This window comes from Brevibacillus invocatus (assembly GCF_003710915.1).
GTDB classification, from domain to species: Bacteria; Bacillota; Bacilli; order Brevibacillales; family Brevibacillaceae; genus Brevibacillus; species Brevibacillus invocatus.
In genome coordinates this window covers 117,996-144,352 of the sequence record NZ_RHHR01000013.1, presented here as the reverse complement: position 1 = coordinate 144,352, position 26,357 = coordinate 117,996, and the positions used below count along the sequence as shown (strand labels likewise).

Annotated in this window: 29 protein-coding genes; 21 read left to right on the top strand and 8 right to left on the bottom strand. The window is 49.6% G+C overall.

Going from position 1 to position 26,357, the window contains the following annotated elements; genetic code table 11:
- Positions 1–90 precede the first annotated feature (90 nt).
- Both EDM52_RS09185 and EDM52_RS09180 read left to right on the top strand, forming a co-directional pair.
- Positions 91–666, top strand: a complete 576-nt coding sequence (locus tag EDM52_RS09185; protein WP_122908702.1) for a sigma-70 family RNA polymerase sigma factor — start codon at positions 91–93, stop codon at positions 664–666.
- Entirely contained in the window at positions 656–1,717 is a 1,062-nt protein-coding gene (locus EDM52_RS09180; protein ID WP_183184942.1) for a hypothetical protein, read from the top strand. The genes EDM52_RS09185 and EDM52_RS09180 overlap by 11 nt, the downstream gene beginning before the upstream one ends.
- A gap of 44 nt (positions 1,718–1,761) precedes the next feature.
- On the opposite strand, the gene EDM52_RS24590 is transcribed toward EDM52_RS09180, so the two are convergent.
- The 4 genes from EDM52_RS24590 to EDM52_RS25415 are packed head-to-tail and all read right to left on the bottom strand — an operon-like array spanning position 1,762 to position 3,412.
- A complete protein-coding gene (locus tag EDM52_RS24590) occupies positions 1,762–1,917 on the bottom strand; it encodes a hypothetical protein (protein WP_183184940.1) in 156 nt (51 codons plus the stop codon).
- The gene (locus EDM52_RS09175; RefSeq protein ID WP_122908701.1) at positions 1,914–2,372 is read right to left on the bottom strand and encodes an aminoacyl-tRNA deacylase; all 459 of its coding nucleotides are present in this window, start codon (positions 2,370–2,372) and stop codon (positions 1,914–1,916) included. Before EDM52_RS09175 ends, EDM52_RS24590 begins: the two co-directional genes overlap by 4 nt.
- 21 nt (positions 2,373–2,393) lie before the next feature.
- Complete coding sequence (locus tag EDM52_RS09170; RefSeq protein WP_122908700.1) at positions 2,394–3,080, bottom strand: class I SAM-dependent methyltransferase; 687 nt, start codon at positions 3,078–3,080, stop codon at positions 2,394–2,396.
- Between the two features lie 47 nt (positions 3,081–3,127).
- Positions 3,128–3,412 carry a suppressor of fused domain protein gene (locus EDM52_RS25415; protein WP_276330100.1) on the bottom strand — a complete coding sequence of 95 codons (285 nt, stop codon included), beginning with the start codon at positions 3,410–3,412 and terminating at the stop codon, positions 3,128–3,130.
- Positions 3,413–3,486: 74 nt separating this feature from the next.
- Between EDM52_RS25415 and hppD the strand changes: the two genes are divergently transcribed.
- Together hppD and EDM52_RS09155 are read left to right on the top strand one after the other, a co-directional pair.
- On the top strand, positions 3,487–4,578 hold the full coding sequence (hppD, locus tag EDM52_RS09160) for a 4-hydroxyphenylpyruvate dioxygenase (protein ID WP_122908698.1): 1,092 nt from the start codon (positions 3,487–3,489) through the stop codon (positions 4,576–4,578).
- Between the two features lie 167 nt (positions 4,579–4,745).
- The gene (locus EDM52_RS09155; protein WP_122908697.1) at positions 4,746–5,510 is read left to right on the top strand and encodes a MerR family transcriptional regulator; all 765 of its coding nucleotides are present in this window, start codon (positions 4,746–4,748) and stop codon (positions 5,508–5,510) included.
- Between the two features lie 70 nt (positions 5,511–5,580).
- Here EDM52_RS09155 and EDM52_RS09150 read toward each other — a convergent pair whose 3' ends face one another.
- Positions 5,581–7,014 (bottom strand): sigma-54 interaction domain-containing protein, encoded by a 1,434-nt coding sequence (locus EDM52_RS09150; RefSeq protein ID WP_122908696.1) that lies wholly within the window; start codon positions 7,012–7,014, stop codon positions 5,581–5,583.
- A gap of 269 nt (positions 7,015–7,283) precedes the next feature.
- On the opposite strand from EDM52_RS09150, the gene EDM52_RS09145 reads away from it, so the two are divergent.
- The 14 genes from EDM52_RS09145 to EDM52_RS09080 all read left to right on the top strand — a co-directional run bounded on the left by EDM52_RS09145 (position 7,284) and on the right by EDM52_RS09080 (position 20,853).
- On the top strand, positions 7,284–7,949 hold the full coding sequence (locus tag EDM52_RS09145) for a CoA transferase subunit A (protein ID WP_122908793.1): 666 nt from the start codon (positions 7,284–7,286) through the stop codon (positions 7,947–7,949).
- Positions 7,949–8,611 carry a 3-oxoacid CoA-transferase subunit B gene (locus EDM52_RS09140; RefSeq protein WP_122908695.1) on the top strand — a complete coding sequence of 221 codons (663 nt, stop codon included), beginning with the start codon at positions 7,949–7,951 and terminating at the stop codon, positions 8,609–8,611. The genes EDM52_RS09145 and EDM52_RS09140 overlap by 1 nt, the downstream gene beginning before the upstream one ends.
- An 87-nt stretch (positions 8,612–8,698) precedes the next feature.
- The gene (locus tag EDM52_RS09135; protein WP_122908694.1) at positions 8,699–9,517 is read left to right on the top strand and encodes a transporter substrate-binding domain-containing protein; all 819 of its coding nucleotides are present in this window, start codon (positions 8,699–8,701) and stop codon (positions 9,515–9,517) included.
- An 82-nt stretch (positions 9,518–9,599) separates the two neighbouring features.
- Positions 9,600–10,262, top strand: coding sequence for an amino acid ABC transporter permease (locus EDM52_RS09130; RefSeq protein WP_122908693.1), 663 nt, complete (start codon positions 9,600–9,602; stop codon positions 10,260–10,262).
- 12 nt (positions 10,263–10,274) lie between these two features.
- Positions 10,275–11,015, top strand: a complete 741-nt coding sequence (locus tag EDM52_RS09125) for an amino acid ABC transporter ATP-binding protein (RefSeq protein WP_122908692.1) — start codon at positions 10,275–10,277, stop codon at positions 11,013–11,015.
- Positions 11,016–11,141: 126 nt separating this feature from the next.
- Complete coding sequence (locus EDM52_RS09120) at positions 11,142–12,869, top strand: sensor histidine kinase (RefSeq protein WP_122908691.1); 1,728 nt, start codon at positions 11,142–11,144, stop codon at positions 12,867–12,869.
- Positions 12,844–13,647 (top strand): LytR/AlgR family response regulator transcription factor, encoded by an 804-nt coding sequence (locus tag EDM52_RS09115; RefSeq protein ID WP_122908690.1) that lies wholly within the window; start codon positions 12,844–12,846, stop codon positions 13,645–13,647. The genes EDM52_RS09120 and EDM52_RS09115 overlap by 26 nt, the downstream gene beginning before the upstream one ends.
- Before the next feature lie 34 nt (positions 13,648–13,681).
- Positions 13,682–13,978 (top strand): hypothetical protein, encoded by a 297-nt coding sequence (locus tag EDM52_RS09110; RefSeq protein ID WP_122908689.1) that lies wholly within the window; start codon positions 13,682–13,684, stop codon positions 13,976–13,978.
- Positions 13,979–14,132: 154 nt separating this feature from the next.
- Positions 14,133–16,223 carry a carbon starvation CstA family protein gene (locus EDM52_RS09105; RefSeq protein ID WP_122908688.1) on the top strand — a complete coding sequence of 697 codons (2,091 nt, stop codon included), beginning with the start codon at positions 14,133–14,135 and terminating at the stop codon, positions 16,221–16,223.
- Positions 16,220–16,432 carry a CstA-like transporter-associated (seleno)protein gene (locus EDM52_RS09100; protein WP_122908687.1) on the top strand — a complete coding sequence of 71 codons (213 nt, stop codon included), beginning with the start codon at positions 16,220–16,222 and terminating at the stop codon, positions 16,430–16,432. The genes EDM52_RS09105 and EDM52_RS09100 overlap by 4 nt, the downstream gene beginning before the upstream one ends.
- 189 nt (positions 16,433–16,621) lie before the next feature.
- Positions 16,622–17,440, top strand: a complete 819-nt coding sequence (locus EDM52_RS09095) for an inositol monophosphatase family protein (protein ID WP_122908686.1) — start codon at positions 16,622–16,624, stop codon at positions 17,438–17,440.
- A gap of 100 nt (positions 17,441–17,540) precedes the next feature.
- Positions 17,541–18,626, top strand: a complete 1,086-nt coding sequence (locus EDM52_RS09090) for a glycoside hydrolase family 15 protein (RefSeq protein WP_245996739.1) — start codon at positions 17,541–17,543, stop codon at positions 18,624–18,626.
- 159 nt (positions 18,627–18,785) lie between these two features.
- Positions 18,786–20,156 (top strand): peptide MFS transporter, encoded by a 1,371-nt coding sequence (locus tag EDM52_RS09085; RefSeq protein WP_122908684.1) that lies wholly within the window; start codon positions 18,786–18,788, stop codon positions 20,154–20,156.
- Between the two features lie 154 nt (positions 20,157–20,310).
- A complete protein-coding gene (locus EDM52_RS09080) occupies positions 20,311–20,853 on the top strand; it encodes a nitroreductase family protein (protein ID WP_122908683.1) in 543 nt (180 codons plus the stop codon).
- A gap of 511 nt (positions 20,854–21,364) precedes the next feature.
- On the opposite strand, the gene EDM52_RS09075 is transcribed toward EDM52_RS09080, so the two are convergent.
- Genes EDM52_RS09075 through EDM52_RS09065 form a run of 3 tightly spaced genes read right to left on the bottom strand, consistent with a single transcriptional unit; the run spans position 21,365 to position 23,656 of the window.
- Positions 21,365–22,111 (bottom strand): amino acid ABC transporter ATP-binding protein, encoded by a 747-nt coding sequence (locus tag EDM52_RS09075; protein ID WP_122908682.1) that lies wholly within the window; start codon positions 22,109–22,111, stop codon positions 21,365–21,367.
- A 20-nt stretch (positions 22,112–22,131) separates the two neighbouring features.
- On the bottom strand, positions 22,132–22,827 hold the full coding sequence (locus EDM52_RS09070) for an ABC transporter permease subunit (RefSeq protein WP_415783049.1): 696 nt from the start codon (positions 22,825–22,827) through the stop codon (positions 22,132–22,134).
- Positions 22,814–23,656, bottom strand: a complete 843-nt coding sequence (locus EDM52_RS09065; RefSeq protein WP_122908680.1) for an amino acid ABC transporter substrate-binding protein — start codon at positions 23,654–23,656, stop codon at positions 22,814–22,816. The genes EDM52_RS09070 and EDM52_RS09065 overlap by 14 nt, the downstream gene beginning before the upstream one ends.
- Before the next feature lie 294 nt (positions 23,657–23,950).
- Here EDM52_RS09065 and EDM52_RS09060 point away from each other — a divergent pair, with 294 nt between their 5' ends.
- The 3 genes from EDM52_RS09060 to EDM52_RS09050 all read left to right on the top strand — a co-directional run bounded on the left by EDM52_RS09060 (position 23,951) and on the right by EDM52_RS09050 (position 26,290).
- Positions 23,951–24,352: a hypothetical protein gene (locus EDM52_RS09060; RefSeq protein ID WP_122908679.1), complete on the top strand. Its 402-nt coding sequence runs from the start codon at positions 23,951–23,953 to the stop codon at positions 24,350–24,352.
- Between the two features lie 15 nt (positions 24,353–24,367).
- A complete protein-coding gene (locus tag EDM52_RS09055; RefSeq protein ID WP_122908678.1) occupies positions 24,368–25,306 on the top strand; it encodes an AEC family transporter in 939 nt (312 codons plus the stop codon).
- A gap of 186 nt (positions 25,307–25,492) precedes the next feature.
- Entirely contained in the window at positions 25,493–26,290 is a 798-nt protein-coding gene (locus tag EDM52_RS09050) for a stalk domain-containing protein (RefSeq protein ID WP_122908677.1), read from the top strand.
- Positions 26,291–26,357: the final 67 nt, after the last annotated feature.

Below are 26,357 nucleotides of genomic sequence, written 5' to 3'. Positions count from 1 at the left end.
CTTTAGCAAAAAATGAAGAAGAGAACCGAACCTTTTTTTGATAGAGAGACAATATAGTGTGTAAGCTGCTTACTCAGGAGGGCCCTCTGAATGGAAAGTAAATATATGTACCAATTACTCACAAAAATGAAAGATGGTGATCAACAGGCATTTCATACGTTGTATGATGCCACCTATCAGGACATCTACCGGACAGTCACCTTTCTGGTGGATCATCAGCAGGATCGGGAAGATGTCATGAATGAGATCTATATGCAAATGTGGACCTCACTCGAGAACTACGATATGAACCGTCCTTTCCACTTCTGGCTACACGGCTTGGTAATCCGTCAAGTACAGAGATTTCGGGTCAAGAGCTGGCGGAGATTCCGAATTTTTGAACGCATCCGTATCTTCTCTCGGGAAGAGCATCATTGGGATCACCCCACTGTGATGACGGAGGGAACGAACCTAGAGATAACGCAGGCAATCCAAAAACTGACCAACAAACAGCGAACAGTGATTATCTTCCGCTTTTTTCACGACTATACTCTTGATGAAATTGCGACTTTGCTCGATATTCCGCTGGGTACAGTCAAGTCCAGATATCATGCTGGCCTCCAGGCGCTTCGAAAAAACTTATGGAATCTCCCCCTGGAAAGGATGGAAAAGAACAATGCCTATTGAACGCACAATCCGTGAACATCTGCACAAAGAAGCAGAAACGATGGAGTGCCCTCCGGCAATATCCAAACGAATAGAACAATCCTATTCTCAATATTTGCAACGAAAAAGGAGCGAAATTACTATGAAAAAACGATTAATTAGTGGAATTGCTGCTGCTGCGATTTTGGTTCCAACCGCTGCATTTGCGGCACCTCCCCTGATTGAAATGCTTACTAGAACACCAATGACTGCTGAACAATTGCAGGTGGATGAGGTTGGCAAAGCAACACTTGAAAAACTGTACAGCGCATTTCCCGAAACAAAATCGTTTGAGATTATCGATGCTAGCAACGTGCAAGGTGTCCAAACAAGCCTCATCCTGCAGGAAAAAGGAGGAATCGGCAAAAAGATTACCCTTCATACAAACGGTATTACGGGTGCGATTGAACACGTGATTCAAGAGAATTGGGAGCCTGATGAGAAGCCACTCACTACTTTAACCAGCCAGGAGATCAAGTCGAAGGTAGACTATCTCATTGATAAGATGTATGGCAGCATCAACATCGAAGAGTACGAGTATGCTATGGAGCAAATGGAGAACCCGGATCAAAAAACGTTTATGTTCAATTTCACCAAAAAGGGATCGAAAACACCGTTCTATCAGGGATTTGTTCAAGGTAATACAATCAGTGTTTCTCTGATCGGAGGTAAGACTACACCTTCAAACATGAAAGTCGAAGGCTTCTTCTCTACAAATGGTAAGCCTGATTATTTTGCTGATGCCTTTTTAAACGATGAAAAACTGTTTTCTTTACTAAAAATGAGCCCAACAGAATTAAAACAAGAATTAGCAAAAGGTAAATCTGTTGTGGAGGTTGCAGCATCAAAAAATATCTCCAAGCAACAAGTGATTGATGTCATTGCACAAACACAGGTTGAATTACAAGTTCAGGATGAAAACAATGGAGATGTTCTTAAAAGCAATCAGTCAGATGAACAACTGTTAAAAGCTATTGAACCAAAAGTATTACAAGTTATTGAATACAAATCTGAAACACCACAGAAGAAATAACAAAGAGAGTAATAGAAAATTGAAGTGATTGCTCCTAGATTAAATTAGCCGGTTACACCCTTAATGTGGTGAAAACCGGCTATTTCTGTGTTCGGAATGCCTTGCTCCAAATGGTATGACGTTTTGAAGATAAAATTCGAGAGTGAGGTCAAGGTCGCCAATCCTTGAATATCGTAATAGATGAAAAGCGTGTTTGTCATTCAGGCAGAGCTGGTAAAAAAGCAATCACTTGATTGAGCTTTTCAAGATCGGCTGGCTTGATTTTAAGGGTGTTGGTACCGACTCCAGTACCGCCGTAGATCGAGGAGTGGCGATACAGCTCCCGATCGAGGATGGTAGGGAGAGCGTGACCTGCGAGTGGCACACTGCCCACCGTGTATCCGGTAATCTGCTCCACCTCATGGGGAGGGGCCATTTTCAACTGGCTGCAGCCTACCAGCTCGGCTACCGACTTGAGTTCTATGCGACCGCGGGAGCCTGAAAGAATCAAGGCCATGTACCCATTCTCCGATTTGAGCACCAGCGTAGGGGCAGTTTGGCCCACTTCAATGCCCAGCATAGCAGCCCCTTCCTGTGCTGTACGAATTGGCCGATCGTGGCTGATCCATTCATAGTCGACATCGTTTTGCTGCAGCAATTCCTTGAGCATATCCATTCATCCATCACCGCAATTCAATCAGTCTTGTCTTTTCAAGGCAAATAGCGTCAAGAAGCTCAATGCCTCCTGCAAGTCTTCAGGAAGGTGCTCTGCCAGTTCGGACGGAACACCTTCCTTGTACACCGGTTCCTCATCTATCAGGACAAAGCCGTTTTCCTGAGCCAGCTTTTTGGCTTCCCAAGGCATCATGGTATTCTGGATCGTCGCCTCGTCATAGAGTCTGCGATAACTGTGATTGCGTGGACCGGCTGTAGGACCCAAAATGCCCAGAACGAGAACACCTCCTGGCTTCAGGAGACGGTACAGCTCCATGAGTGATTTCAGAGGGGAAGGGGTGAATTCTACCACGTTGATCGACAGGATCCCTGCAAAGGTTTGATCTGCGAACGGCAGCTGGCTGATATCGCCTGTCTGGAAATGGACATTTTCGCCATGTTTTTCTGCCCGTGCCTGGGCAAGCCGAATCATTTCCCCGGCAATGTCTACACCTTCGACCTGATAGCCTGCAGCAGCTAGCTTGCAGCTGGCGTACCCATCCCCGCAACCGGCATCCAATACTGGACCTTGCTGTAGTGCTACCTGACGGGTCAAGAAGGGGAGGATTGTCTTGCGGCTTCCTGTTTCCCACATCGAATCGCTTTTTTGGTTCCATTCTTCTGCCATGTTGTCGAATGCTTTCGCTGTTTTTTCATTCCATTGACTCATCTGGTACGTCCTCCTGGATCCGAATTTTCCCCGATGATTGCATGCTCTTAAAAATCCAGATACTCCTTCTCACGTGCCATATCCGTGATGAGATCCGGATTGTCCTGCTGCATCACTTTGACAAAACGCTCACGTTCTTCTCTGTTTTTTCCTTTTATGGTCTGCAGCTCTTTTTCCGTAATCCCGACAAGTTGCAAGAAATCGAGTCTGCCATTTACGGTGTCTCTGCCCTTATTGTACCAGAGGTTTGGAAAAATCCAGCACTTTAAGCTATGAAAGCGTTGTAGCGTTTTCGCGGTGGTTGGTGTTCTTGCGAGGGAAAGCGTTTTCAATATATTCTCTAAGTAACGACAAAATCATACCAATTATCCCAAAAGTGTAAAAACAAGTAAATGGAGGGTTAACGATGGGCAACACTGATTTTTTCCCGATTCAGGATTGGGACTACCTGGAGTTTTATACCGGAAACGCCAAACAGGCGATGCACTACTTTACCAAGGCATTTGGTTTTCAAGCAGTTGCCTATGCAGGTTTGGAAACCGGATCTCGGGAAAAAGTATCCTATGTACTCAAGCAAAAACATATGACATTTGTGATTAGTGGAGCTTTGACGCCGGATCACCCGGTTGCAGCATTCGTGAATAAGCACGGAGACGGTGTAAAAGACGTGGCACTGCGTGTAGAGGACTGTGAGCAGGCATATCGAGAAGAGATTTCCCGAGGGGCTATTCCAATCATGGAGCCGACTGAATTTTCCGATGAGTTCGGAACGGTGAAGAAAGCTGTGATTGGTACTTATGGAGAAAATGTTCACTCGTTTATTGAACGCAAAAACTACAACGGGCCGTTCTTACCCGGCTATGTCGCCTACGAATCATCGATTACCAGCGAAAGCACAGGCTTGATCGGGATCGATCATATCGTCGGCAACGTAGAAGTGATGGATGAATGGGTTTCCTACTATGAAAAAGTAATGGGCTTCACAGCCGTTCAAAACTTTAGCGATGACGATATTTCGACGGAATACTCGGCGCTGATGTCCAAAGTGATGCAGAGCGGTACAGGGAGAATCAAGTTCCCGATCAATGAACCGGCGGAAGGACGCCGCAAGTCGCAAATCCAGGAGTTCCTCGAGTTCTACAAAGGTCCGGGAGTCCAGCATATCGCGATTTTGACCAACGACATCATCGATACAGTATCCAAGCTCCGTGCCAATGGTGTGGATTTCCTCTCCGTGCCGGACGCGTACTACGATGAATTGAAGGATCGCGTTGGTGAGATCGACGAGGATATTGAAACATTGAAAAAGCTGAAAGTCCTGGTGGACAAAGATGATGAAGGCTATTTGCTCCAGTTATTCAGCAAACCGATTGTCGACCGTCCTACTTTGTTCATTGAAATTATCCAGCGTAAAGGGGCACGCGGTTTCGGCAACGGCAATTTCAAGGCCTTGTTCGAAGCGCTGGAGCGTGAGCAGGAGCTGCGCGGAAATCTGTAAAAGAAGACTAGAAACCCATTCGGCACATTGGATGTCGGTGGGTTTCTTTTTTGCGCCTTCAAAAAGAGAATTTAGCTAACGCTATATAAGAAGGAAAAAAGGCTGGAGAACGTGTTGACATTGACATTACGTCAATGTGTACAGTGAGTTTGTCGGGAGGTGAGCAGATGGAATACACCGTGCAAAAGCTGGGCCAACTGGCAGGAATCAGTACGCGAACCTTGCGTTACTACGACCAGATCGGGATGCTCAAACCAGCTAGAATCAATTCGTCCGGATACCGGATCTACGGGCTGGCCGAAGTGGACAAATTGCAGCAGATCATGTTTTACCGAGAGCTGGGCCTACCGCTTGAACAGATCAAGGAGCTGGTGAATTCGCCAGCTTTTGATGATGCGAAAGCGCTGCGCGAGCATCGCGAGCAGCTCTTGGAAAAGAGAAAACAGTTGGATGTATTGATTGCCAACGTGGAAAAGACAATGGCACAAAAAGAGGGGAGAATGACGATGACAGACCGTGAGAAATTTGAAGGCTTCAAGCAAAGCTTGATCGACGAAAATGAACAGAAATACGGAAAAGAAATTCGGGAGAAATACGGAGACGAGGTCGTCGAACGCTCCAATGAAAAGCTGAGGGGGATGACCCCGGAGCAATATGAAGCGATGAAGCGATTGGAAGAGGAAGTCATGACAATGCTGGCGCAAGCGTTTCAACAGGGCGATCCAGCAGGGGAGCTTGCCCAAAAAGCCGCAGAGCTCCATCGGCAGTGGCTCTCCTTTTCGTGGAATGCGTACAGCAAGGAGGCTCACGCTGGCATCGTCCAGATGTACGTAGTGGACGAACGATTCAAGGCTTATTACGATAAGCATCAGGCTGGTATGGCAGAGTTTTTGCGGGATGCGGTATGGATATATACGAGTAACAAGTCATAATACGGATAAAAGGATGGACTGAAGCTTCGGCGACAGTCCATCCTTTCCTTTTTTCGTGAGAGATGAATACTCATCCGATGTTCTCTGTCTCGGGATTTAGCTGAATCTCGTATTTTTTAATTCTGCGCATGAGCAAGGATTGTGTGATGCCCAGGGCAGAGGCTGTTTTTCTTGTGGTCTTGTGCAGCTTTAGTGCGTTTGTAATAATTTCGATCTCGATCTTCTCCATTCGTTCATTCAGGGAGAGGTGTCCACCTAGTGTCAGGATGTTCTCATCGAGTTCATTGATACTGCGCAGCTCCTCTGGCAGGTCCGTGATTAGGATCTCGTCTGTCTTTGCGGTGATGACGATGCGTTCTACGAGATTCTCCAGCTCACGCACATTGCCTGGCCATTCGTAATGGTGCAGGAGATCCAGCACATCTGCGGAAAAACGGCGCTTTTGATTGTGCTTGGTATTGAATTTCTGCAGGTTGTGATGGAGCAGGGGAAAGATATCTTCCTTACGTTCACGAAGTGGCGGTACATTCATCGGTAAAATATTGAGCCGATAGTAAAGGTCATGTCGGAATTTTCCCTGACGAACCAGTTCCAGCAGGTTGGCATTGGTAGCAGCGATGATGCGAATGTCTGCTGTATAGGTCTTGGTACCACCGATCGGCATGAAGGTTTTATTCTGCAAGAGCAGCAGCAGCTTGGATTGCAGGTGATAGGGCAGATCACTGATCTCGTCCAAGAAAAGCGTACCGTGATCCGCCATCTTGACCAGACCCATCTTTCCGGAATGATTGGCTCCCGTAAAAGCACCTTTTTGATACCCAAACAGCTCTGATTCAATGAGCGATTCCGGAATAGCACTACAGTTGACGTGGACAAAAGGAGCGCCACAGCGCTCGCTTAGCTGGTGAATCTGTTCAGCCAGATAGGTTTTCCCGACCCCAGTTTCCCCAGTGATCAGGACAGTCGTGTCTGCAACGGCCACTTTTTTGATCAGATCGAGCAGGGCGAGGAAAGTGCGGCTATTGCCGATCATGACGGTGGACAGGTTTTGATTGGCTTCTCGCTTCATGAGCTGAATCTCTTCGCTGTAGCGCTTCAGGAGAGCGACGGTTTCCTCCAACTGCGAGCTTGCCCTCGCTGCTTCGGTAATATCCCGGGAATGGGAAACAATCAGCTCCGGGTTTCCTTGATCGTCTGTGATCAGGTGTCCGGTAACGAGAAATTTCCCCTTTTTATTGACCAACTGGATGGTCGTAGTCGATTTTCCAGACTCCATGACGAGACGAGTGACGGAAGGATTGAATATCCCCATTGATTCCAGATCAGCGACATTTTGTCCAATGAGCTGGGATTTGGGCAAACCGCACAAATTTTCGCTGGCATTGTTCAGCCAGATTGTGGTTCCTTGAGCGTCAGAGATGTAGATTCCGTCAGCCAAAGCGTTGAAAATATCGATGAAACGGCTTGTTTGAAACAAGGCAAGAATTTCTGCATCTCTCTCCATGATGAAAGATCCTCCATCTATTTCATGAATTTTCAGTAAGCAAATTGTAAACTGAATCGATTTTGATGACAAGTGAATCGATATCGATTCGATTGAAAAGAGGTATTTTTCAGAAAAGTGCATGGTTTTGAATCGAAATCGATTCAAGGAAGTATCGAGAGTTGTCGAAAAAGCTGCAACCACAGGTTTGTATCGATTGGCATGATGTTTGCTAGATAAAAAGAGCATTGGAGCCCCAAAAGATAGAAGAAGGGTAAGGAATGGCCGCAATGGTTTCAAAATTAATCACGATGGAAGAGGCTGCAGAGCTAATACAGGATGGCATTCGCTTGATGTACGGCGGATTCGGAGGGATGGGATCTCCTGACCATTTGATCGACCAGATTTTGGACAAAGGGGTTCGTGACCTGACTTTGATTGGCAATGATGCGGGCTTCTCGAATCGAGGGATCGGCAAGCTCATTACGCAAGAACGGGTGAAGAAAATGCTCACTACCCACATCGGCTCGAATCCTCAGGCGGGACGGCAGATGATGGAGGGCAAGCTGGAGGTCATCTTTTTTCCGCAGGGAATTCTGGTCGAAAAAATCAGGGCTGGTGGAGTCGGCATCCCGGCGATTCTAGTAGAGCCGGGCATGGGTGACGTGACCGCCAAGAAAGAACAGCTCATCGTGTACGCTGGTGAAAAATATCTCGTGGAACCTGCACTGACAGCGGATGTGGGCATCGTCTATGCGAAGCAGGCGGATACTTACGGAAATCTGATTTACGAAAAAGCGGCTCGAAATGTCAATCCTTTGGTAGCGATGGCTGCGCAGACTACGATAGCCGAAGTGGAGGAGATCGTTCCAGTGGGGGAGCTGGACCCGGAGAGCATCGTCACTCCCGGTATTTTCGTCGATTACATCGTACTGACTCGCGGAGGGAATGGCTAATGGTTCTGGACATCAATCATCGCAACATGATTGCACGCCGTGCCGCGCGAGAGATCTACCCGGGCATGGCCGTAAACCTGGGAATCGGAATCCCGGAGCTGGTAGCTGATTTTCTCCCGACAGAATGGAATGTGATGTTCCATTCGGTCAACGGCATCCTGGGGGTTGGTCCCACTCCTACAAAAGGGGAAGAGGATGTGCACCTCTTCAATGCAGGTGGGGCACCCGTCACGATCCATTCAGGAGCATCGTTTTTCGACAGCTCCATAGCCTATGGCATGGTTCGAAGAGGAATGCTGGACGTGGCTTTTTTGGGAGCCTTGCAGGTGAGCCGCAAAGGTGATCTGGCGAACTGGATTGTGCCCGGACAGCGTGTTTATGGCATCGGTGGTGGCGTTGAACTGGTACGCTACGCCAAAAAAGTCATCGTCCTGATGAGTCATCTGAATGAAAGGGATGAACCCAAAATCTGCCGAGAATGTACATTACCGCTAACTGCCAAGAGCTGCGTTGACATGATCATCACGGAGAGGGCAGTGATCGAGGTTACCGAGGGAGGCTTGTACCTGGCAGAAGTGATGTATCCCTTCACATTGGAGGAAGTCATTACCAAGACGGATGCGCCGCTGATTATATCTGAAAATTTACAAATGTATGATTAGTGTCAGTCGAAGGGAGGTGGGAATGCGAGAGGCGTTTTTTGATAGGTAAACCAAACCGAACTGATTCCAAATAGGGGGAAAGAAAAAATGAAAAAGAAAATTAGCGGGTTAGCTGTCATGATGCTTTCGATGTCATTACTGGTAGTGGGATGTGGTCAGTCTGCCGCACCAGCAGGAGGAAATGGTGGACAAGCCAGCACGCCAGCAGCAAGCGGCTCTTCCATGACCAAAGAAGCAGGTCAGTTCATTTATGCGGCATCGGGTGAGTATCAGCCATTCAGCTACTTCAAGGATGGTCAATTGACTGGCTTTGACATCGAGATCGGAGACGAAATCGCCAAACGTCTGGGCCTGGAACCGAAGCCAGTAACCTCTCCGTTCTCCGGTATCATTGCTGGGGTAAAAGAAGGGCGATACGATGCGGCCATCGCCAGCCATGCGATCACAGACGAGCGCAGAGAGCAAGTCGATTTTGCCGATCCTTACTACCTGTCTGGCGGACAGCTCTTCACACGTCCTGACGGAGATATCAGCACCTTGGAGGGATTGAAAGGCAAGGAAGTGGCGGTTGCTTTGGGGACCACACATGAGAAAATGGCTCGCGAATATACAGACAACATCAAGACCTACGACAGTGACGTGACAGCCATGCGCGCGCTGGAGCAAGGCAAGCATGACGTAGTGATTACAGATAGCGTAGTTGGTGAAATTGCTATTCAGCAAGGTCTGAAGATCAAAAAGAGCGGTGCTGCCCTCACAGAAGTACAGCATGGGATTGCAGTGCGCAAAGGCAACGAGGAACTGCTGAACAAAATCAACGAGGTGCTGAAACAAATGCACGAGGATGGCACCTACCTGAAGCTGAGCGAAAAGTACTTCCAACGCGACATCAGCAAAAAAGATTAAATCGTCCATGATCCAAACAACCTACCAAACTTTTTTGCGAGAGTTTGGTAGGTTCATTCCATGACAAGCGAGGGGTGGCAAGGTGCCTAGTATCTCACATCTGATCGAAGAGTTTATCCGGACATTCCCGTTTTTCTTAAAGCCGTTGCTATTGACGTTTGAATTGACGTTTGCTTCTGTGCTCGTCGGAACGGTGATCGGTTTGTTCATCGCTCTATTAAAAGTATCCAGATTTTCACTCGCTCAAATGATTGCAAATGTGTACATCACGGTGATTCGCGGTACGCCTCTGATCGTTCAAATCTTTGTTCTCTACTTCGGGTTCTATAAGGTGGTTGATTTGGGACAATTCTGGTCAGCCGCTCTCGCTCTTGCGGTTCACAGTGGTGCGTACATCGCAGAAATCTTTCGAGGTGCCATCCAATCCATCGACAAAGGACAGATGGAAGCCGGGCTATCGCTGGGAATGTCTCCTGCCCAAACCATGCGTCGAATCATCCTGCCTCAGGCTTTGAAGCGCTCGATTCCACCGCTGGGCAATCAGTTTATTCTCTCACTGAAGGAATCTTCTCTGGCGGCGTTTATTGCAATGGACGAGCTTTTCTCGATGGCCCGTCGCTTATCAGCAGAGACCTTCGATGAAATGACGTTTTTCTTGATCGTAGCGGTATATTACCTGGTGATCGTGATGCTGTTCACATATCTGGTCAACAAATTAGAAAAGCGTTTGGCAAAAGGGGACTAGAGGAGGGATACCATGAGCGGGAAACATGAGATGATTCGCGTCAGAAACTTGAAGAAAAGCTTCGGAGAGGTTGAGGTGTTGAAAGACATTAACCTGGAAGTGAACAAAGGAGAAGTGGTGGTGCTGATTGGCGCCAGCGGATCGGGAAAGAGCACCTTGATTCGATGCATCAATTTTCTGGAGATCAAGAACGGCGGAGAAATTCTGATCGAAGGAAACAGCATTGACCCGAAAAAGGATGATTTGTCCAAGATCAGGCAAAAGGTAGGGATGGTCTTTCAACACTTCAACCTGTTTCCGCACAAGACGGTGTTGGAAAATGTCATCGAAGCTCCCCTCATCGTCCGCAAGGCGAACCGGGAAGAAGCCAAAAAGGAAGCTATGCAGCTCCTGAAAAAAGTAGGCTTGGAAGAAAAGGCAAATGTCTATCCGTCCAGTCTCTCCGGGGGACAGAAGCAGCGTGTAGCGATTGCTCGTGCCTTGGCGATGAAGCCGGAGATCATGCTGTTTGATGAACCTACGTCGGCGCTCGATCCGGAATTGGTCGGGGAGGTTCTGGAGACGATGAAGCAGTTGGCCAAGGAAGGAATGACCATGATCATCGTGACGCATGAGATGGGCTTCGCCAAGGAAGTAGCGGATTGGGTGGCCTTCATGGACAGCGGAAGAATTTTGGAGCTGGCGGCACCGGAAGATATCTTCAACAGCCCGAAAGAGGATCGCACGCGCGAATTTTTAATGCGTGTCCTATAAAAACAAGCATAGATGCAATGAAAAGCGGTGGTTTGATCTGTCGCTTTTTTTTGCGTTTACTTGACCAAATCTTCATTTCTTCACAATAATGAGAGATAGTGGAAGTTCGTGGAGGTGTGAAGGCCCGTGAATCTGGAATTGATGATCCCTTTGGCGGAGCGGACCGCTGTTCTGATCGTGGCGGCTCTGTTGTTTACGCGTGTTCGCGCTTTTCGGAGTATTTTGAATCAACGGGCGACACGCAAGGAAAATGCAATCATGGTATTGATTTTTTCGACCATTTCAATCATGGGAACCTACAATGGCATCTGGTATCAGGACGCTATCGCCAACTCCAGGGTGATCGGTACGGTTGTGGCAGGGCTTTTGGCAGGACCTTGGGTTGGCCTGCTGACAGGACTGATCGCCGGTATTCACCGTTATTCACTGGGCGGCTTTACCGATCTGGCCTGTGCGATCTCGACCATCAGTGAAGGGGTGATCGCGGGTTTAGTCTACCAGTATCGTCGGAACCTCAACCAGGAAATTGGGTGGACAACCGCTTTGATCGTCGGTTTTGTAGCCGAGTGGATGCAGATGGGGATCATCCTGCTGGTAGCGCGTCCGTATGCCGATGCTCTGGCGCTCGTACAGTCGATCAGCGTACCCATGTCCGTCGTCAACTCAGTGGGAATCGCCATCTTGATTATCATTATTGATCTGGCTAAAAAAGAGGAGGACCGCGTAGGGGCCCTTCAGGCACAGCGGACCATGCAGGTGGCGGACAAAACGCTCTCCTATCTGCGCCAAGGATTGACCTACGAGTCTGCACGAAAAGTAGCAGAGGAGATATTGCGCACGACACGGGTTGCTGCCGTCGCTATCACGGATACAAAAACGGTGCTGGCACACGTCGGATCAGGGGCATCTCATCACGTCGTCGGTCAGGGGATCACGACGAAAGCGACGAGAGAGGTACTCGATACCAAGCAGGTGCTGATCGCCCGCAATAAAGAGGAGATCGGCTGCAGGGAACAAAACTGCGCGCTACGCTCCGCAATTTTAGTTCCTCTTCTGCGCAAACGGGAGACAGTAGGTGTTTTGAAGCTATACCAGGATCGTTCCCGCAAGCTGTCTGCCGTCGATCTGGAGCTGGTTCGAGGCTTGGGCAACCTGATCTCGACTCAGCTGGAGCTGGCCGAGCTGGAAAAGCAGTCCCGCCTTTTGGCAGATGCGGAAATCAAAGCTTTGCACGCACAGATCAATCCGCATTTTTTATTTAATGCCTTGAATACGATCGTTTCGTTCATCCGCTTCCGGCCCGAACAGGCACGTGAGCTGTTGATTCATTTGAGCGAATACTTCCGCAGAAACCTGCATGACTCCGGGGGATTTGTGACTCTGTCGGAGGAGCTGGAGCACATTGAGGCGTATCTGTCGATTGAGCGTGCCCGTTTTGGAGAGAAGCTGCAAGTCGTCTACGAGGTTGAGCGAGGGATTGAGCGATGTGTCGTTCCAGGGCTGATCCTGCAGCCTCTGGTGGAAAATGCAGTCAAGCACGGATTGCTACCCAAAAAAGAAGGAGGGGTCGTGACCATCTCGGCTCGCCGCCTGGAAAATCAAGTGCTGGAGCTGACTGTCGCCGACAACGGGGTAGGCATGACCGAGCAGGAAATCCACCATCCGCAGCAGCAAAAAGACGGAAAGAGGCGCCTTTCCGGAATCGGACTGACCAATGTTAAAAGCCGTATCCAATCCATCTATGGACCTCCACATGGCATTACCATTAAGAGCGAGCCAAACCACGGAACGACCTGCGTCATACAACTTCCTGTAGGAGTGAATGTGAGTGCTAAGAGTATTCATCGTGGATGATGAAGCGCCTGCTCGAGCAGAGCTTCGATTTTTACTGGAGCAATTCTCAGACGTCTTGGTGATTGGCGAGGCGAGCAATGGCGAGGAAGCGATGGAGCAGGTCATGATCATGAATCCAGATGCCATTTTTTTAGACATTCACTTGCACGATCGGGACGGGGTAGACCTCGGCCAGGAGCTGTTGGAATCGATGCACAAGCCACCTGTGATCATCTTTGCCAGTGCGTATGAAATCCACGCAGTACGCGCATTTGAGACGGAGGCAGTCGACTACATCGTCAAGCCGTTCAGCGAGGAGAGGCTGGAAAAAACGATGAATCGGCTGCGGAGGCTGATGGGTACTAGGGAAGGAAAGCCCAATCCAGCATCGTCGGAAGCGCAGCCTGCGGAAAATCTGGAAGAGAGACTGCATCATTTGCTGCAAAACGTGCTGACCGAACAAAATCCACGCCGCGTACCCGTCGAAAAAAATGGCAAGATCATGCTGATCGACCCCAACGAGATTGTATACGCAACGCTGGAAGGGCGCTATGCCAGCATTTACACCGTTTGCGAGCAATACGCGACTTCCTTTACCTTGCAGGAGCTGGAGAATCGACTATCACCACACCAGTTTTTCCGTACCCATCGCGCTTACATAGTCAACCTTGGAAAGACGGCCGAGCTGGTGCCCTGGTTCAAAGGGGCGATCCACCTGGTCATGCAGGATCAGCGGAATACGGCAATTCCTGTTAGCCGCAATGTCGTGAAGGAATTGAAGCGCAGACTGGGATTTTGATGCAATCAGCTAGCAAGTGAAAGGAGTGGAGCACATGCTGAAATCACTGATCGTCGGCTGTATACTTCAGGCTGTCATTTGGCTGATCAGCTTTTTCATGCAGGATCTTACCTGGGCAGATACCTTATCGTTTTATCTGGTGGGATCATGCATCCTGCTCGTAGCCATGATGAGTATTACTTCATTGGGGCCTGACACTTCAACGGCTTACTTTCAAGACCAACAGGCTGAACATAAAAACGCCAACAGCAGATTCCGCTGGACAAGAAATCTGCTGCTCGTAGCCCTTCCAAGCTTTATCGTCTATCTGCTCATGCTCTATGTGTTCTAGGATTTATTATGAATCCGCTTACATCCATGTCCCGTCTGCTACCGTTCGTGCCCCATTTTCTACCATTCATCCACTTTCCCTATGGTCTGTCCCCTCGCTATGATACCTTCGATTCAGGTGAATTGCCTGAATATTGAAGCGAGGAGGAGAATGAATGAAGAAATGGCTTCTCTCAGTCCTAATCTGGGGCGGGATCGCCGCGCTAGGGGCCGTCGGTTTTGGTGTGTTGGCCCTGTCACGCGGTGAATCAGTCAACTCATTCTGGCTGCTGACTGCTGCTGTCTGCACTTATGCCGTTGCTTATCGTTTTTACAGCCGTTACATTGCCAAGAAAATCATGGGTCTCGATGACAATCGGGCCACACCTGCAGAGGTGAACAACGACGGGAAGGACTTCGTGCCGACGAACAAATGGGTTTTGTTCGGACACCACTTTGCTGCGATTGCCGGTGCAGGACCGCTCGTAGGTCCGACACTCGCCGCCCAGATGGGGTATTTGCCGGGCGCGATCTGGATCATTGTGGGGGTCGTGATCGGCGGTGCTGTGCAAGACTTCATCATTCTGTTTGGTTCGATGCGCCGCAATGGAAAAACATTGGGACAGATCGCCAAGGAAGAGATAGGACCCGTAGGTGGAGCACTTGCGTTGGTTGGTATTATTGCGATTATGATCATCCTGATTGCCGTACTGGCAATGGTTGTGGTCAACGCACTTGCAGAGTCTCCTTGGGCTACCTTTACGATCTTTATGACCTTGCCAATTGCGATATTGATGGGATTGTACATGCGATACATCCGGCCTGGACGAGTCGTGGAAGGCTCCCTGATCGGACTTGCGCTCCTGTTTCTGTCTCTCTGGTGGGGTCAGGCGGTAGCGGCTTCTCCGACATGGGGACCTGCTTTTACCTTCTCCAAAGTACAGCTGGCCTGGATGATTATCGTCTACGGCTTTGTCGCATCCGTGCTGCCAGTCTGGCTGCTGCTGGCGCCTCGTGACTATCTCAGCTCATTCCTCAAGGTAGGGACGATTGCGGTGCTGGCCGTAGGGATTATTCTGACTCTGCCACCAATGCAAATGCCTGCCCTGACCAAGTTTATCGATGGTACCGGACCTGTATTTGCGGGCAATCTGTTCCCGTTCCTGTTTATCACGATCGCCTGCGGGGCCGTATCTGGTTTCCACGCCCTCGTCTCATCGGGAACGACGCCGAAGATGATCGCCAAGGAATCACATGCTCCGCTGATCGGTTATGGCGGCATGCTGATGGAGTCCGGAGTAGCGGTCATGGCTTTGATCGCGGCGTGTGTATTGACGCCAGGCATCTATTTTGCGATCAACTCACCGGGAGCCGTAATTGGTGCGGATGCGGTCGCCGCAGCGCAAACCATTTCCAGCTGGGGCTATACGATTACGCCTGACATGATCACGACCCTGGCTGATGACATTCAGGAGAAGACGATTCTCTCCCGCACAGGTGGCGCACCATCACTAGCGATCGGGATGGCAACGATATTCTCGGGAATTTTGGGCGGTAAAGCACTGATGGCTTTCTGGTACCATTTTGCGATCCTTTTTGAAGCCGTTTTCATTCTGACGACGATTGACGCAGGTACACGTGTAGGGCGTTTCATGGTGCAAGACATGCTGGGCAACGTGATCCCGAAAATGAAGCAGGTAAATTGGCTGCCGGGCAATCTCATCGGTTCTGCCATTATCACGATTGGCTGGGGGTACTTCCTCTTGCAAGGGGTCATGGACCCGCTTGGAGGTATTTACACACTGTGGCCACTCTTCGGAATTGCCAACCAGATGCTGGCAGCCATTGCTTTTACCGTGGGAACCACGATTATTTTCAAAATGGGCAAGGCGCGTTATTCCTGGGTAACACTCGTACCGATGGCTTGGTTGACAGCGGCTACGCTCACGGCAGGCTGGCAGAAGCTGTTCCATGCTGATCCGAAAATCGGCTTCCTCGCACACGCAGATGTGTTCCAGAAAGCATTGGATGCAGGAACACTTCCGGCAGGGGTGAAATCAGTGGAAGCCGCGCAAAAAATGATCTTGAACGACCAGATTGACGCTGTGGTGTGTGCGATCTTTATGATCATCACGATCGGCATCATCGCAGATGGCATACGGTTGTGGACCAGCATCATTCGGGGCAAAAAATACCAGCTGCAAGAATCCCCCTATATCCAGTCCAAAGGGGATATCCTGGATGGAACGGGACATCACGTAGCATGAGGAAAAAGTGGAGAGCGATTCGCAAGTCCTTGCGCCGTGTGAGTTCCGCGATCAAGACGATCTTTGGCATGCCGGACTACGATCGTTATCTGCAGCACTGGTATATCACACATGCTTCGCCGGGAGTTTTCCCGATGACAGAGCGCGAATACTACATCTATGCTTTGCGTGAGCGTTATGAAAAAGGCGGAGTTACACGTTGTTGCTAGAGAGCTTTCGTAAAGGGGGAGGTCCGAGGAAAAGATCGGATCTCCCTCTTATCGTGCAAGTTAATCCAGCCGTAGTGGTGGGAAGGAAACAGGGCGACCACCTTTCTAGCCTACTGCCTCTAGTCAGGGTGTAACAGGAGGTAAAGTATGGTACACTAGAGGCAAAGTCATGTTTGGGTGGCGATAAGTGTGCAATCATCATCACTGGCGGCGTTAAAGGAGCTGGCTCTGCATTGTGCCCGATCAGCGGGACAATTGAGTCTGGCACGTATGAGAGAGCCGTTTACCGTAGAATACAAGACATCTGCCTCCGACCTGGTTACGGCTGTAGATAAAGAAGTCGAGCAGCATGTAATCAACCTGATTCTCGAGCGCTTTCCGGATCACGGAATTTTGGGGGAGGAACGGACCTTTGTCGGAGATCCAGGTCAGTACGATACATTGTGGGTAATAGACCCCATCGACGGAACGACCAATTTCGTCCATCAGCAAATCAATTTTTCCGTCTCCATTGCCGTTTATCACAAAGGTGAGGGTTTGGTCGGAGCGGTTTACGATCCTTCACGCGACGAGTTGTTCTATGCGGTAAAAGGAGAAGGAGCATTTCTGAACGACCGACTGCTGCGCTTGGAACGGCATGTTCGACTAGAAGAGGCCTTGCTGTGCACCAGTGTCTTCTGGAATGAACGGGCTGAGCAGATGGGCATTGATCTGATCGTGAAAAAGCTGGCAGGCAAAGTGCGCGGCATGCGACTTTTGGGCAGTGCAGCCCTGGAGATGGCGTATGTCGCGGCAGGGAGATTGGATGGCTATGTCAGCCTTTCCCTGAACGCTTGGGACTTTGGGGCAGGAAGAATTATTGTGGAAGAGGCAGGCGGGCGTGTGACCTCGATGGCAGGTACTCCATTGCCGTTCGACCAGAAAAGCAGCGTCATGGCATGCAATCCGGCCTTTTATGAAGAGCTTCAGCACTATCTCAGCCTTTCGGAAAGTACAGAGAAAGATTGAAGATGACACATGAGACTCCACCTGTCGCCTATGACGGTGGAGTTTTTCCTTTTACTATCTGCAAGCGCGCGAGCATAGGGTAGCAGAAGGAGGGATGGTCGTGACCAAGGAGAGTCTCATTGCGAAGAGCATCCAGCTGATCAGGCAAAATCAGTCCAAGACTGGCGCCTACCTGGCTTCTCCCGGGTTTGCCAACTATCGCTATGCCTGGCTGCGTGACGGGGCATTTACAGCGTATGCCATGAACCGCGTCAGTCAGCATGAGAGCGCTCGCCGGTTTTACCAATGGTGTGATGGGGTCATTCAAAAGCATGCTGGTAAAGCGCATCATGCGATTGCCTATGTACGGCAGCATGAGGGAGAAGTCCACTGGAACGACTTGTTTTTACATACCCGCTACACTGTAGAGGGGGATGAGGTAGCGGGCGAGTGGGGCAGCTTCCAACTGGATGGCTACGGTACCTGGCTGTGGGGACTTGCCGAGCATGTCCGCATGAGCGGCGAGCGAGAATGGATTCAAGCCTTCGCACCCTCAATCGAGCTGACGCTGGATTATTTGGCGGCGTGCTGGCGCTTGCCCAACTTCGACTGCTGGGAGGAAGCGGGAGACAAGCTGCATCCGGCAACACTCGCTGCATTGTATGCGGGAATCAAGGCAATGGAGCCACATGTTCCCCAGCGTGCCGATGAATGCGCCAGCTTGGCAGCTGAAATCCGGCAGTTTGTTCGGGAAAAAGGCGTGCTGGGTAATCGCTTTGTAAAATCGCTGGGAAATCCCGCAGTAGATGCAAGCTCGCTGTGGATTGGCTTGCCCTTTGGCTTGGTTTGTATCGATGATCCCCTGTTGGCTGGGACTGTGGCGCAAATTGAGCGGGAGCTTCTGACTGGAAACGGGGTTCACCGCTATGCTGCTGACACGTATTACGGAGGAGGGCAGTGGCCGCTTTTAACCGCTTGGCTGGGCTGGTATTACGTTCAAGTCGGCAGACGCAAAGAGGCAGAGGAGCTCTTGGTATGGATCGCGACCAAAGACCAGCCTGCGGGCTTGCCGGAGCAGGTACAGGAGCACCTGCTTGCGCCAGAAGACTATCATCGCTGGCTGGAAAGCGAAGGGCCACCTGCTGTACCGCTGCTCTGGTCGCACGCCATGTTTCTCGTGCTGGCAGATGAATTGGGGTTTGTCTAACGCTAAATAGGGACGACAACAAACGGTACCTCTATGAGAGGTCCGTATGTTGTTTTTCCAAGGGAGCGTTCCGGATGAGGCATAAAAAGAGCGTTCTGACAAATAGTAAATCGGGTAAGGTGCAATCGGTCCAGCCGAATGAAAAAGGGGGGAGATGGGATGAATGCAACCCTGAGCAAACAGGGGAGACAAAAACACCCACCGGGTCTGTACCTTCTGTTCCTGACAGAGATGTGGGAGCGGTTTAGCTATTATGGCATGAGAGCGCTCTTGACGCTGTATTTGACGACGGCCTTTGTCAGCGGAGGGCTTGGCTTCGAAAAGAGTGCAGCCATGAGCCTATACGGATTTTTTACGGGCGCTGTCTATTTTACGCCGCTTGCTGGCGGTTATTTGTCAGACCGCTATCTCGGCAGAAGACTGGCGATTACGATCGGCGGAGTAGCGATGGCGTTAGGCAATTTCATGCTGTTTGCCCAACATAGCCTGGTAGGGCTGTATTCAGGTCTTGGTTTGTTGATCATTGGAAACGGCTTTTTCAAACCAAACATCTCGACACTGGTCGGTGAGCTGTATTCGGATCAGGATCAGCGCAAGGATGCAGCGTTCACCATTTTTTATATGGGAATCAATGTAGGTGCTTTCATCGCACCATTGGTTTGCGGCTACTTGGCAGAGGATATCTTTAAGACGACGGTGGAAGGGGTTGTCCATTACGGCTATCGCTACGGCTTCCTCGCAGCGTCCATCGGGATGGTGATTGGCCAGATCCTGTTTAATTCATTGGGAGATCGATACCTGGGGGACATTGGTAAAAGACCTGTCGGCAAATCACCAGATCCGCAAGAAGCAGCAGCAGCACATGCACCGCTGACAAAGAAGGAGAAACAACGTACGGCCGTCATCATTATCATCACCTGCTTTGTCGTTTTTTTTTGGGCTGGCTTTGAACAGGCGGGCAGCTCCTTGACGCTCTATACGGATATATTTGTGGACAAGCATGTATTCGGCTGGGAAGTGCCTACAGCTTGGTTTCAGTCACTCAATCCGATGTTTATCGTCATTTTTGCGCCAATCTTGTCTTCGGTATGGATCAAGCTGGCTGCCTCGAAAAAAGGAGATCTGAGTATTCCCACCAAAATGGGGATCGGCATGATCATGCTGGGAATCGGCTACATGATTTTGATACTGGCTGTCCTGCAAACGGGAAGTGACGAACAGAATGTGGTGGTGAAATCGAATATCCTGTTCATTGTCCTTACCTATTTCATGCACACACTAGGAGAGTTGTTTCTCTCACCAGTCGGGCTTTCGATGGTAAGCAAGCTAGCCCCGATCAAGCTCGCTTCCTTGCTGATGGGGGTATGGCTGGCGAGCACGGGCGTTGCCAATATTCTGGGTGGGAAATTGGCCGCTTTTACGCAGTCATTGGGTTACTTTGAGGTATTCAGCCTGATCGGTGCAATTTCCATTGTGATGGGAGCCATCCTGTTGCTCGTCTCTCGAAAACTGGTACAGATGATGGACTAACACATTAGATATAAATCAACCCGGGCAAAAAGTCCGGGTTTTTGTCTATGCATGTTTTACTTGATTTTCTAGCAGGTAAAGGATAATATATGAAAATGATAACCATTATCAAAACAAACGGTCTGCGACTACTTTTACATAAGAGGTGAATGATGTGTCGATTGCTTCCATTATTCGAGAACGACGCTCCATAAAAAAAGGATACAAGCCTGACCCGGTTCCTGAAGAGCTGGTTCTTGAGCTGCTCAACGATGCGGTGTACGCACCCAATCACGGATTAAGAGAGCCATGGAGATTTTTATTCGTCTCCAGTGAAAAAAAGGCTGATTTTATCGAACGCATGATGCCAGCGTTCGCAGCAGATCAACAGGAAAAGCGTCGCGGTCTGTTTAGCGAGCCTTCCGCCTTTCTGATCGTCATCATGAACGAGGACCCGCGACAAAAACAGTGGGAAGAGGACTTCTGCGCGACCAGTGCGTTGATTCAAAATTTTCAGCTGCTCGCTTGGGAGAAGGACCTCGGCGTAGTGTGGAAAACCAACCCGCACAACCTGGATCCGAAGGCCCGCCAAATTCTTGGCGTCCAGCCAGGAGAAAAGATCGTCGGGTTCCTGCACCTCGGATTTTTTGATCGTGCAGAAGCACCGCAAGCAGCGCCCCGAACACCAGCTGAACAAAAATTCTCGCGGTTCGAATAAGTAGAAGAAGGATAAGAGGATGCTCACAAGTGGTGAATCAACTTGTGGTGCATCCTCTTTTGGTGGAAAAAATCCGCCCGCAATAGGGGGCGAAACGGGCGGAAAAACGGGGACGTCATGTCCATCGTTTAGCTGACATCTTTTATACTAAAGATTGGATGTTAAGCAGGCGTATAGCTAGTTTGAAGTCATTGTTAATTTATCGCCAATGTGATCCGGCAATCACCCGTTTTTAGAGATTTAGGCTTTTGTATAGACAGGCATCCACGCGGACGGGACCCCCTGTTCATAGATTGATAAGTGAAACGCTGCTTTTCCGTATAAGGCAGCGCCTTCCAATCATGACTGAAAGGAGAGAGTCGAATGGGGCGTGGTTTTGGCTTTGACGGAGGTTTTTGGTGGATTATCATTATTATTTTGCTGGTGCTGTGCTTCTGCGATGATTGAGAATCGTCTTGATTGAGAGAAGCCCCTCTGTTCGATGATACATGGACAGAGGGGCTTTTCACATTCAGGCATCCTTCGCTTGCAGGTGCTGTAAAAACTGACGTGTACGTTCTTCACGAGGGTTGCGGAACAACTGCTCAGGCGTTCCCTGCTCCACGATGACCCCCTGATCCATAAAAATCACTTCGTCCGCCACTTCCTTGGCAAAGCTCATTTCATGGGTGACCACGACCATCGTCATTCCTTCCTGCGCCAGCTCCTTCATCACTTTCAATACTTCACCGACCAGCTCCGGATCGAGAGCAGAGGTAGGCTCGTCGAACAGCATCACTTGGGGGTCCATCGCTAAGGCACGGGCTATGCCTACACGCTGTTGCTGACCGCCAGACAATTGAGCGGGGTAATGCGCCTCCTTATCAGCCAGCCCTACTTTTGCCAGTACAGCCGAAGCCTTTGCCCGCGCTTTTTGTGGCTCCACTTTTTTCACAGTCACCGGGCCTTCCATGACGTTTTGCAGAGCTGTCATGTGTGGAAAGAGGTTGTAGCTTTGGAAGACCATCCCCGTCTGTCGGCGCAACTGTTGAATGCGGGCACGATCGACTTTTTGAGCGAAGTCGAGCTTTACTTCCCCGATCTGGACCGTACCGCTGTTGGGTTGCTCTAGAGCATTAAGACATCGCAGCAGCGTAGTCTTCCCTGAACCGGAAGGGCCGATGATCACCACGACCTTCCCTTTGGGGACAGAAAGAGAGAGGCTTTTTAAGACCTGCAAGGAGTGAAACTGCTTATATAAATCTCGGACGAGAATCATCGTAACTATTCACCTGCTTTTTAGACATAACGATCCAGTCTGTTTTCGATGCGGTCCTGCAAGATGGAGAGCACAAAGCAGATCATCCAGTAGATAAAAGCTGCTTCGACGTACAGGAGCAGTGGCTCATAGGTGGATGCGACCAGCTCTTGCGCCTTGCGAAACATCTCGGGGACGAGAATGGCAGCAGCCAGCGAGGTATCCTTCACCAAGCTGATAAAGGAGTTGGACAAAGGCGGGATACTGACCCGAGCCGCTTGGGGGAGAATCACCCGTTTCAATGCCTGCCAGTACGTCATCCCGATCGAATAGGCAGCTTCCCACTGTCCTTTTGGGATAGACAGGATCGCAGCCCGAACCACCTCGGAGGAATAAGCTCCCACACTCAAGGAAAAGCCGATGATGGCGGAGGGAATCGGGTCGATCATCACACCGATGCTGGGCAAGCCGTAAAAAATGATGAACAGCTGCACGAGCAATGGGGTACCGCGAATGATCGAAACGTAGATGCGAGCGAGCGCTACAAGCGGACGAATCCCGGAAATCCGGGCGAGAGCGGTCAGGATCGCGAGTATCAGGCCGATAAAAAAGGAAATGATGGCCAAGGTGAGAGAATAGAGCAAGGCTCCTTTCACCAGAGGGAGAAAGGAGCTTTGCGCAATATCAATCAATCGGTTCAATCGTTCTGGGTTATCAAACCAATCATTTGGAAACATCTTCATTAAACCATTTCTCGGAGATTTGTTTCAGGGTACCATCGTTGCTCATCTCGTCCAAAGCCTTGTTGAAGGCATCGACCAGATCTGTGCTGCCTTTGCGGAAAAGGAAGCCGTTTTTCGCTACGTTCGGATCTTTTGCGATAATTTTGATCGGCGTATCTGGTTTTTGCTTCAGGAAATCAAGCAAGGACAGACCGTCGTTGATCGTCACATCGACACGCTTGGAGACGAGCAGGTCGATAGCCTGGTTGAAGCCTTCTACGCCAACAATTTCTGCACCATTGTTTCTCGCGATATCGGTCAGGTTGCTAGTCAGGGTTTGTGCGGCTTTCAGTCCTTTGATGTCTGCAAAGTCTTTCACAGTAGTGTTATCCTTGTGAGTCACCAGAACAGCCGTAGATACGGTGTACGGATTGGAAAAATCATATTTTTCCTGGCGATCAGGACGAATGCCTACCTGATTGGCCACGACGTCAAATCGTTTAGAATCCAGACCTGCAAAAATCGCATCCCACGGTGTCTCCTGGAAAACAGGTTCGACGCCAATCCGTTTCGCCACCTCTGTCACTACCTCAATATCGTAGCCAGTCAGTTTACCGGACTGGTCATGGAATGTAAATGGAGCGTAGGTTCCCTCTGTACCGATCACCAGTTTGCCTTCCGCTTTTACTTTGTCCAGCAAGGATTGCTCTTGTGTTCCTTCTGCTGGAGCAGGACTAGGAGCAGCCGGAGTTTGTGGGGCAGTGGAACCGGAGCCCGAAGTGCCGCAGCCCGTAATTCCGATGAGCAAACTTGCAAATAACAGTGAGAAAACAGCCTTCTTCATGAATAAAACCCCTTTAACTTGATCTGATTTTATGAATATATGTTATGGTTCGCTATACCATTTGTCAATAACAAAAGCGCTAAATCTGATTAATTTACTTGGTTTTAATATTCCTTCCACTTTTTTTATAGTGTACGCGTATGACAGCAAGGGTATGTATACGCCTGAAGAGGGGATTGGTTTTGACAGTTGAGCAACTTGGGAAAGAAGCGTACAATGGGTACGGTATGAAGGAAACGATTCTCTCCATCAACACAAGTAATGGAACAGTAGAAGATAAAGGAGTCATCGAACATGTTAAACGATTGGCGTGTCTATATGGATGGAACGGGTGAAGAACAAAAACATGTAGCCTGGCATGAGGTGTTAAAAGGCATTGCGCAGCTCAATGGCATATCCCACACGCTGGTTCATGCCGCTTATGGGGATCATGTGGATCTTGTGGTTGCAGGCGGCAATCACGGGAAGGTTCTGGTGCAATGGAAGGAGCATGAACCCGCTGAACGCCATTTTGTTCTTGCAACGGACAAGCAATCGGCCCTGATGTCGAATTTGGTGATCGAGGGAGAGGAGATCGCATTTCCAGCTAACTGGTGCGTGCCGCTCGAACAGGTGGTACCCATCTGTGGAGACTTGCTGCGGTCCTGTGAAAAAGGCGAGCCTGACAAGCTGTTGTGGCTCCCTGTGGAACCATAGGTCGGAGGATAGGACGTGGAATTCCAAACGTTGCTGCAATCGATCCTCATTATGGCTGTCATCATCGGTATTGGGGGCTTCATCGGCTTCAGACAGCCGCTGACGAATGATTCGAGACAGCTCGTCATCACGATTATTGTTAATGTGGCTTTGCCATGCATCATCCTGGATGGTATCTTTCAAACCCTGATTGATGACCAGCTCTGGACGCAAATCATAATCACATTCCTCATCTCTGTTCTTCTGAATTGCTTCGGCATTTTTATGGGCTGGCTGGGTGCTCGTGCGCTGCCCGTAGATGAGAAAAAAAGAAGACAGATCGCTATTTTGTCTGGCTTGGGAAATACCGGATTTATCGGGATTCCGCTCTGCGCTGCATTATTTGGTCCAAAAGGCGCTCTTTTGGCAGCTATTTTCGATGCGGGTGTTGATATCGTCTTGTGGACGGTCGGAGTCATGATGCTGCAAGGAAGAGGGGCCTTCTCTCTGAGGGGATTAAAATCCTTGATCAACATCCCGATGCTTGCGATTGTTGGTGGACTTACTTTCGCTTTGATCGGATTTGTTCCCCCCGAGCCAGCCAAGCAAATTTTCAGGACGTTGTCCAAGCTGGCTTCCCCTCTCGCGATGCTGTATATCGGGATGCTGATGCCTCATTTTTTGCTGGCCAAACGCCTTGTACCTATCCGGTTGATCAGTGTTCCGATCATTTTCAAGCTGTTTTTGTTTCCTTTGCTGACAGCGCTCTTGCTATCCGTGTACCCGATTGATGCGGAGATTGCCAGCATCACCTTGATTCAGGTAGCGATGCCTACCTTGACATTGGCTTCGATCTTGTTTGCGCGTTATGCAGGCGATGAAGAGATGGGGGCGATGACGACATTAATCTCCACCCTGCTTGCGCTGCTCACCATCCCGGCTGTCGTCTACATGGGAAGCCTGCTGCAACATTAATCAAACTGTTTGAAATGATCAAAAAGCTTAATGAAGATGTTCAAAATAGCCGAATCCTTTAATAAGAAGGATTCGGCTATTTAGGTTTTCTTACTAGGCTAGAGGATATGAAACGAATTGAATCGAACACTAGTCTTACAGGGTAGAACCGGCAAGAATGAACAGAATGAATGGAGGTTGGCATTAATGAAGGGCAAGACCGTCTTAGCGATAGTTCTGGGATTGCAGATCGGATTTTCTTCGATGACATTACCGGCTGAAGCTACATTCCAAGTGAATGCTCCTATCCCTGCGACCTTAATGGTGAACGGACAATTGAAAAATTTGACTAAGGAACCCATCCTTATACAGGAAAAAACGTACATTGTCGCTCAAGACGCAGCGAAGGTCCTCCAAGCGACATGGAACCGGAACGGAAATACTGGCACGCTGGAAATAGGGGAGAGCCGCTTGCTGACCTTCCTGCTTGATCAGGAACAGGTCACCGTGAACGGTCAAAAGCAGGAAAACGGAGAGCATGCCGTGCTGCGGGATCAAGAAGTCTATCTGCCCCTTAGATGGGTTGTTGAACAGGCTGGACATGAGATTTCTTGGAACGCTCAGCAAAAGAAAATCGAGATCATAACGGTCCTCAAAGAGGGCGGTTTGACTTTGCTGGAACCGGATAGCTTGACAGCGGAAGAGCAGAAGTTCGTCGAATCGGTCAAAATGAACCAGGGCATTCACCAGCAGGGAAATTTGTTCGTCATTGCACGTGGCGAGTCGCCAAATCCAGGCTATGGCTTGAAGGTAACCGGTACGCAATGGACCTGGGAGCAGCTCATCGTCTCTGTCAAACTGACTTCTCCTGATCCGGATAAAATGTATCCGCAGGTCATCACTTACCCCTATGTCGTGGCGAAAGCGGAGCTACCTCCCTATACGACCGTTGTTTTCGTCGATGCGGATACGAACAAGGTGCTCTTTTCCAAGGAACAGGAGTAACATTCTCTGTTGAAATTCCTTTGCGCTTGCTGTATAGTCTAAACATATTCCTTTTTTTTCTCTTTTG

Bases quoted from the DNA above. Each gene is read 5' to 3' on its own strand.
- EDM52_RS09185 (WP_122908702.1), top strand. From the start codon at position 91: ATGGAAAGTAAATATATGTACCAATTACTCACAAAAATGAAAGATGGT.
- EDM52_RS09180 (WP_183184942.1), top strand. From the start codon at position 656: ATGCCTATTGAACGCACAATCCGTGAACATCTGCACAAAGAAGCAGAA.
- EDM52_RS24590 (WP_183184940.1), bottom strand. From the start codon at position 1,917: ATGACAAACACGCTTTTCATCTATTACGATATTCAAGGATTGGCGACC.
- EDM52_RS09175 (WP_122908701.1), bottom strand. From the start codon at position 2,372: ATGGATATGCTCAAGGAATTGCTGCAGCAAAACGATGTCGACTATGAA.
- EDM52_RS09170 (WP_122908700.1), bottom strand. From the start codon at position 3,080: ATGAGTCAATGGAATGAAAAAACAGCGAAAGCATTCGACAACATGGCA.
- hppD (WP_122908698.1), top strand. From the start codon at position 3,487: ATGGGCAACACTGATTTTTTCCCGATTCAGGATTGGGACTACCTGGAG.
- EDM52_RS09155 (WP_122908697.1), top strand. From the start codon at position 4,746: ATGGAATACACCGTGCAAAAGCTGGGCCAACTGGCAGGAATCAGTACG.
- EDM52_RS09150 (WP_122908696.1), bottom strand. From the start codon at position 7,014: ATGGAGAGAGATGCAGAAATTCTTGCCTTGTTTCAAACAAGCCGTTTC.
- EDM52_RS09145 (WP_122908793.1), top strand. From the start codon at position 7,284: ATGGTTTCAAAATTAATCACGATGGAAGAGGCTGCAGAGCTAATACAG.
- EDM52_RS09140 (WP_122908695.1), top strand. From the start codon at position 7,949: ATGGTTCTGGACATCAATCATCGCAACATGATTGCACGCCGTGCCGCG.
- EDM52_RS09135 (WP_122908694.1), top strand. From the start codon at position 8,699: ATGAAAAAGAAAATTAGCGGGTTAGCTGTCATGATGCTTTCGATGTCA.
- EDM52_RS09125 (WP_122908692.1), top strand. From the start codon at position 10,275: ATGAGCGGGAAACATGAGATGATTCGCGTCAGAAACTTGAAGAAAAGC.
- EDM52_RS09110 (WP_122908689.1), top strand. From the start codon at position 13,682: ATGCTGAAATCACTGATCGTCGGCTGTATACTTCAGGCTGTCATTTGG.
- EDM52_RS09105 (WP_122908688.1), top strand. From the start codon at position 14,133: ATGAAGAAATGGCTTCTCTCAGTCCTAATCTGGGGCGGGATCGCCGCG.
- EDM52_RS09100 (WP_122908687.1), top strand. From the start codon at position 16,220: ATGAGGAAAAAGTGGAGAGCGATTCGCAAGTCCTTGCGCCGTGTGAGT.
- EDM52_RS09085 (WP_122908684.1), top strand. From the start codon at position 18,786: ATGAATGCAACCCTGAGCAAACAGGGGAGACAAAAACACCCACCGGGT.
- EDM52_RS09075 (WP_122908682.1), bottom strand. From the start codon at position 22,111: ATGATTCTCGTCCGAGATTTATATAAGCAGTTTCACTCCTTGCAGGTC.
- EDM52_RS09070 (WP_415783049.1), bottom strand. From the start codon at position 22,827: ATGTTTCCAAATGATTGGTTTGATAACCCAGAACGATTGAACCGATTG.
- EDM52_RS09065 (WP_122908680.1), bottom strand. From the start codon at position 23,656: ATGAAGAAGGCTGTTTTCTCACTGTTATTTGCAAGTTTGCTCATCGGA.
- EDM52_RS09060 (WP_122908679.1), top strand. From the start codon at position 23,951: ATGTTAAACGATTGGCGTGTCTATATGGATGGAACGGGTGAAGAACAA.
- EDM52_RS09050 (WP_122908677.1), top strand. From the start codon at position 25,493: ATGAAGGGCAAGACCGTCTTAGCGATAGTTCTGGGATTGCAGATCGGA.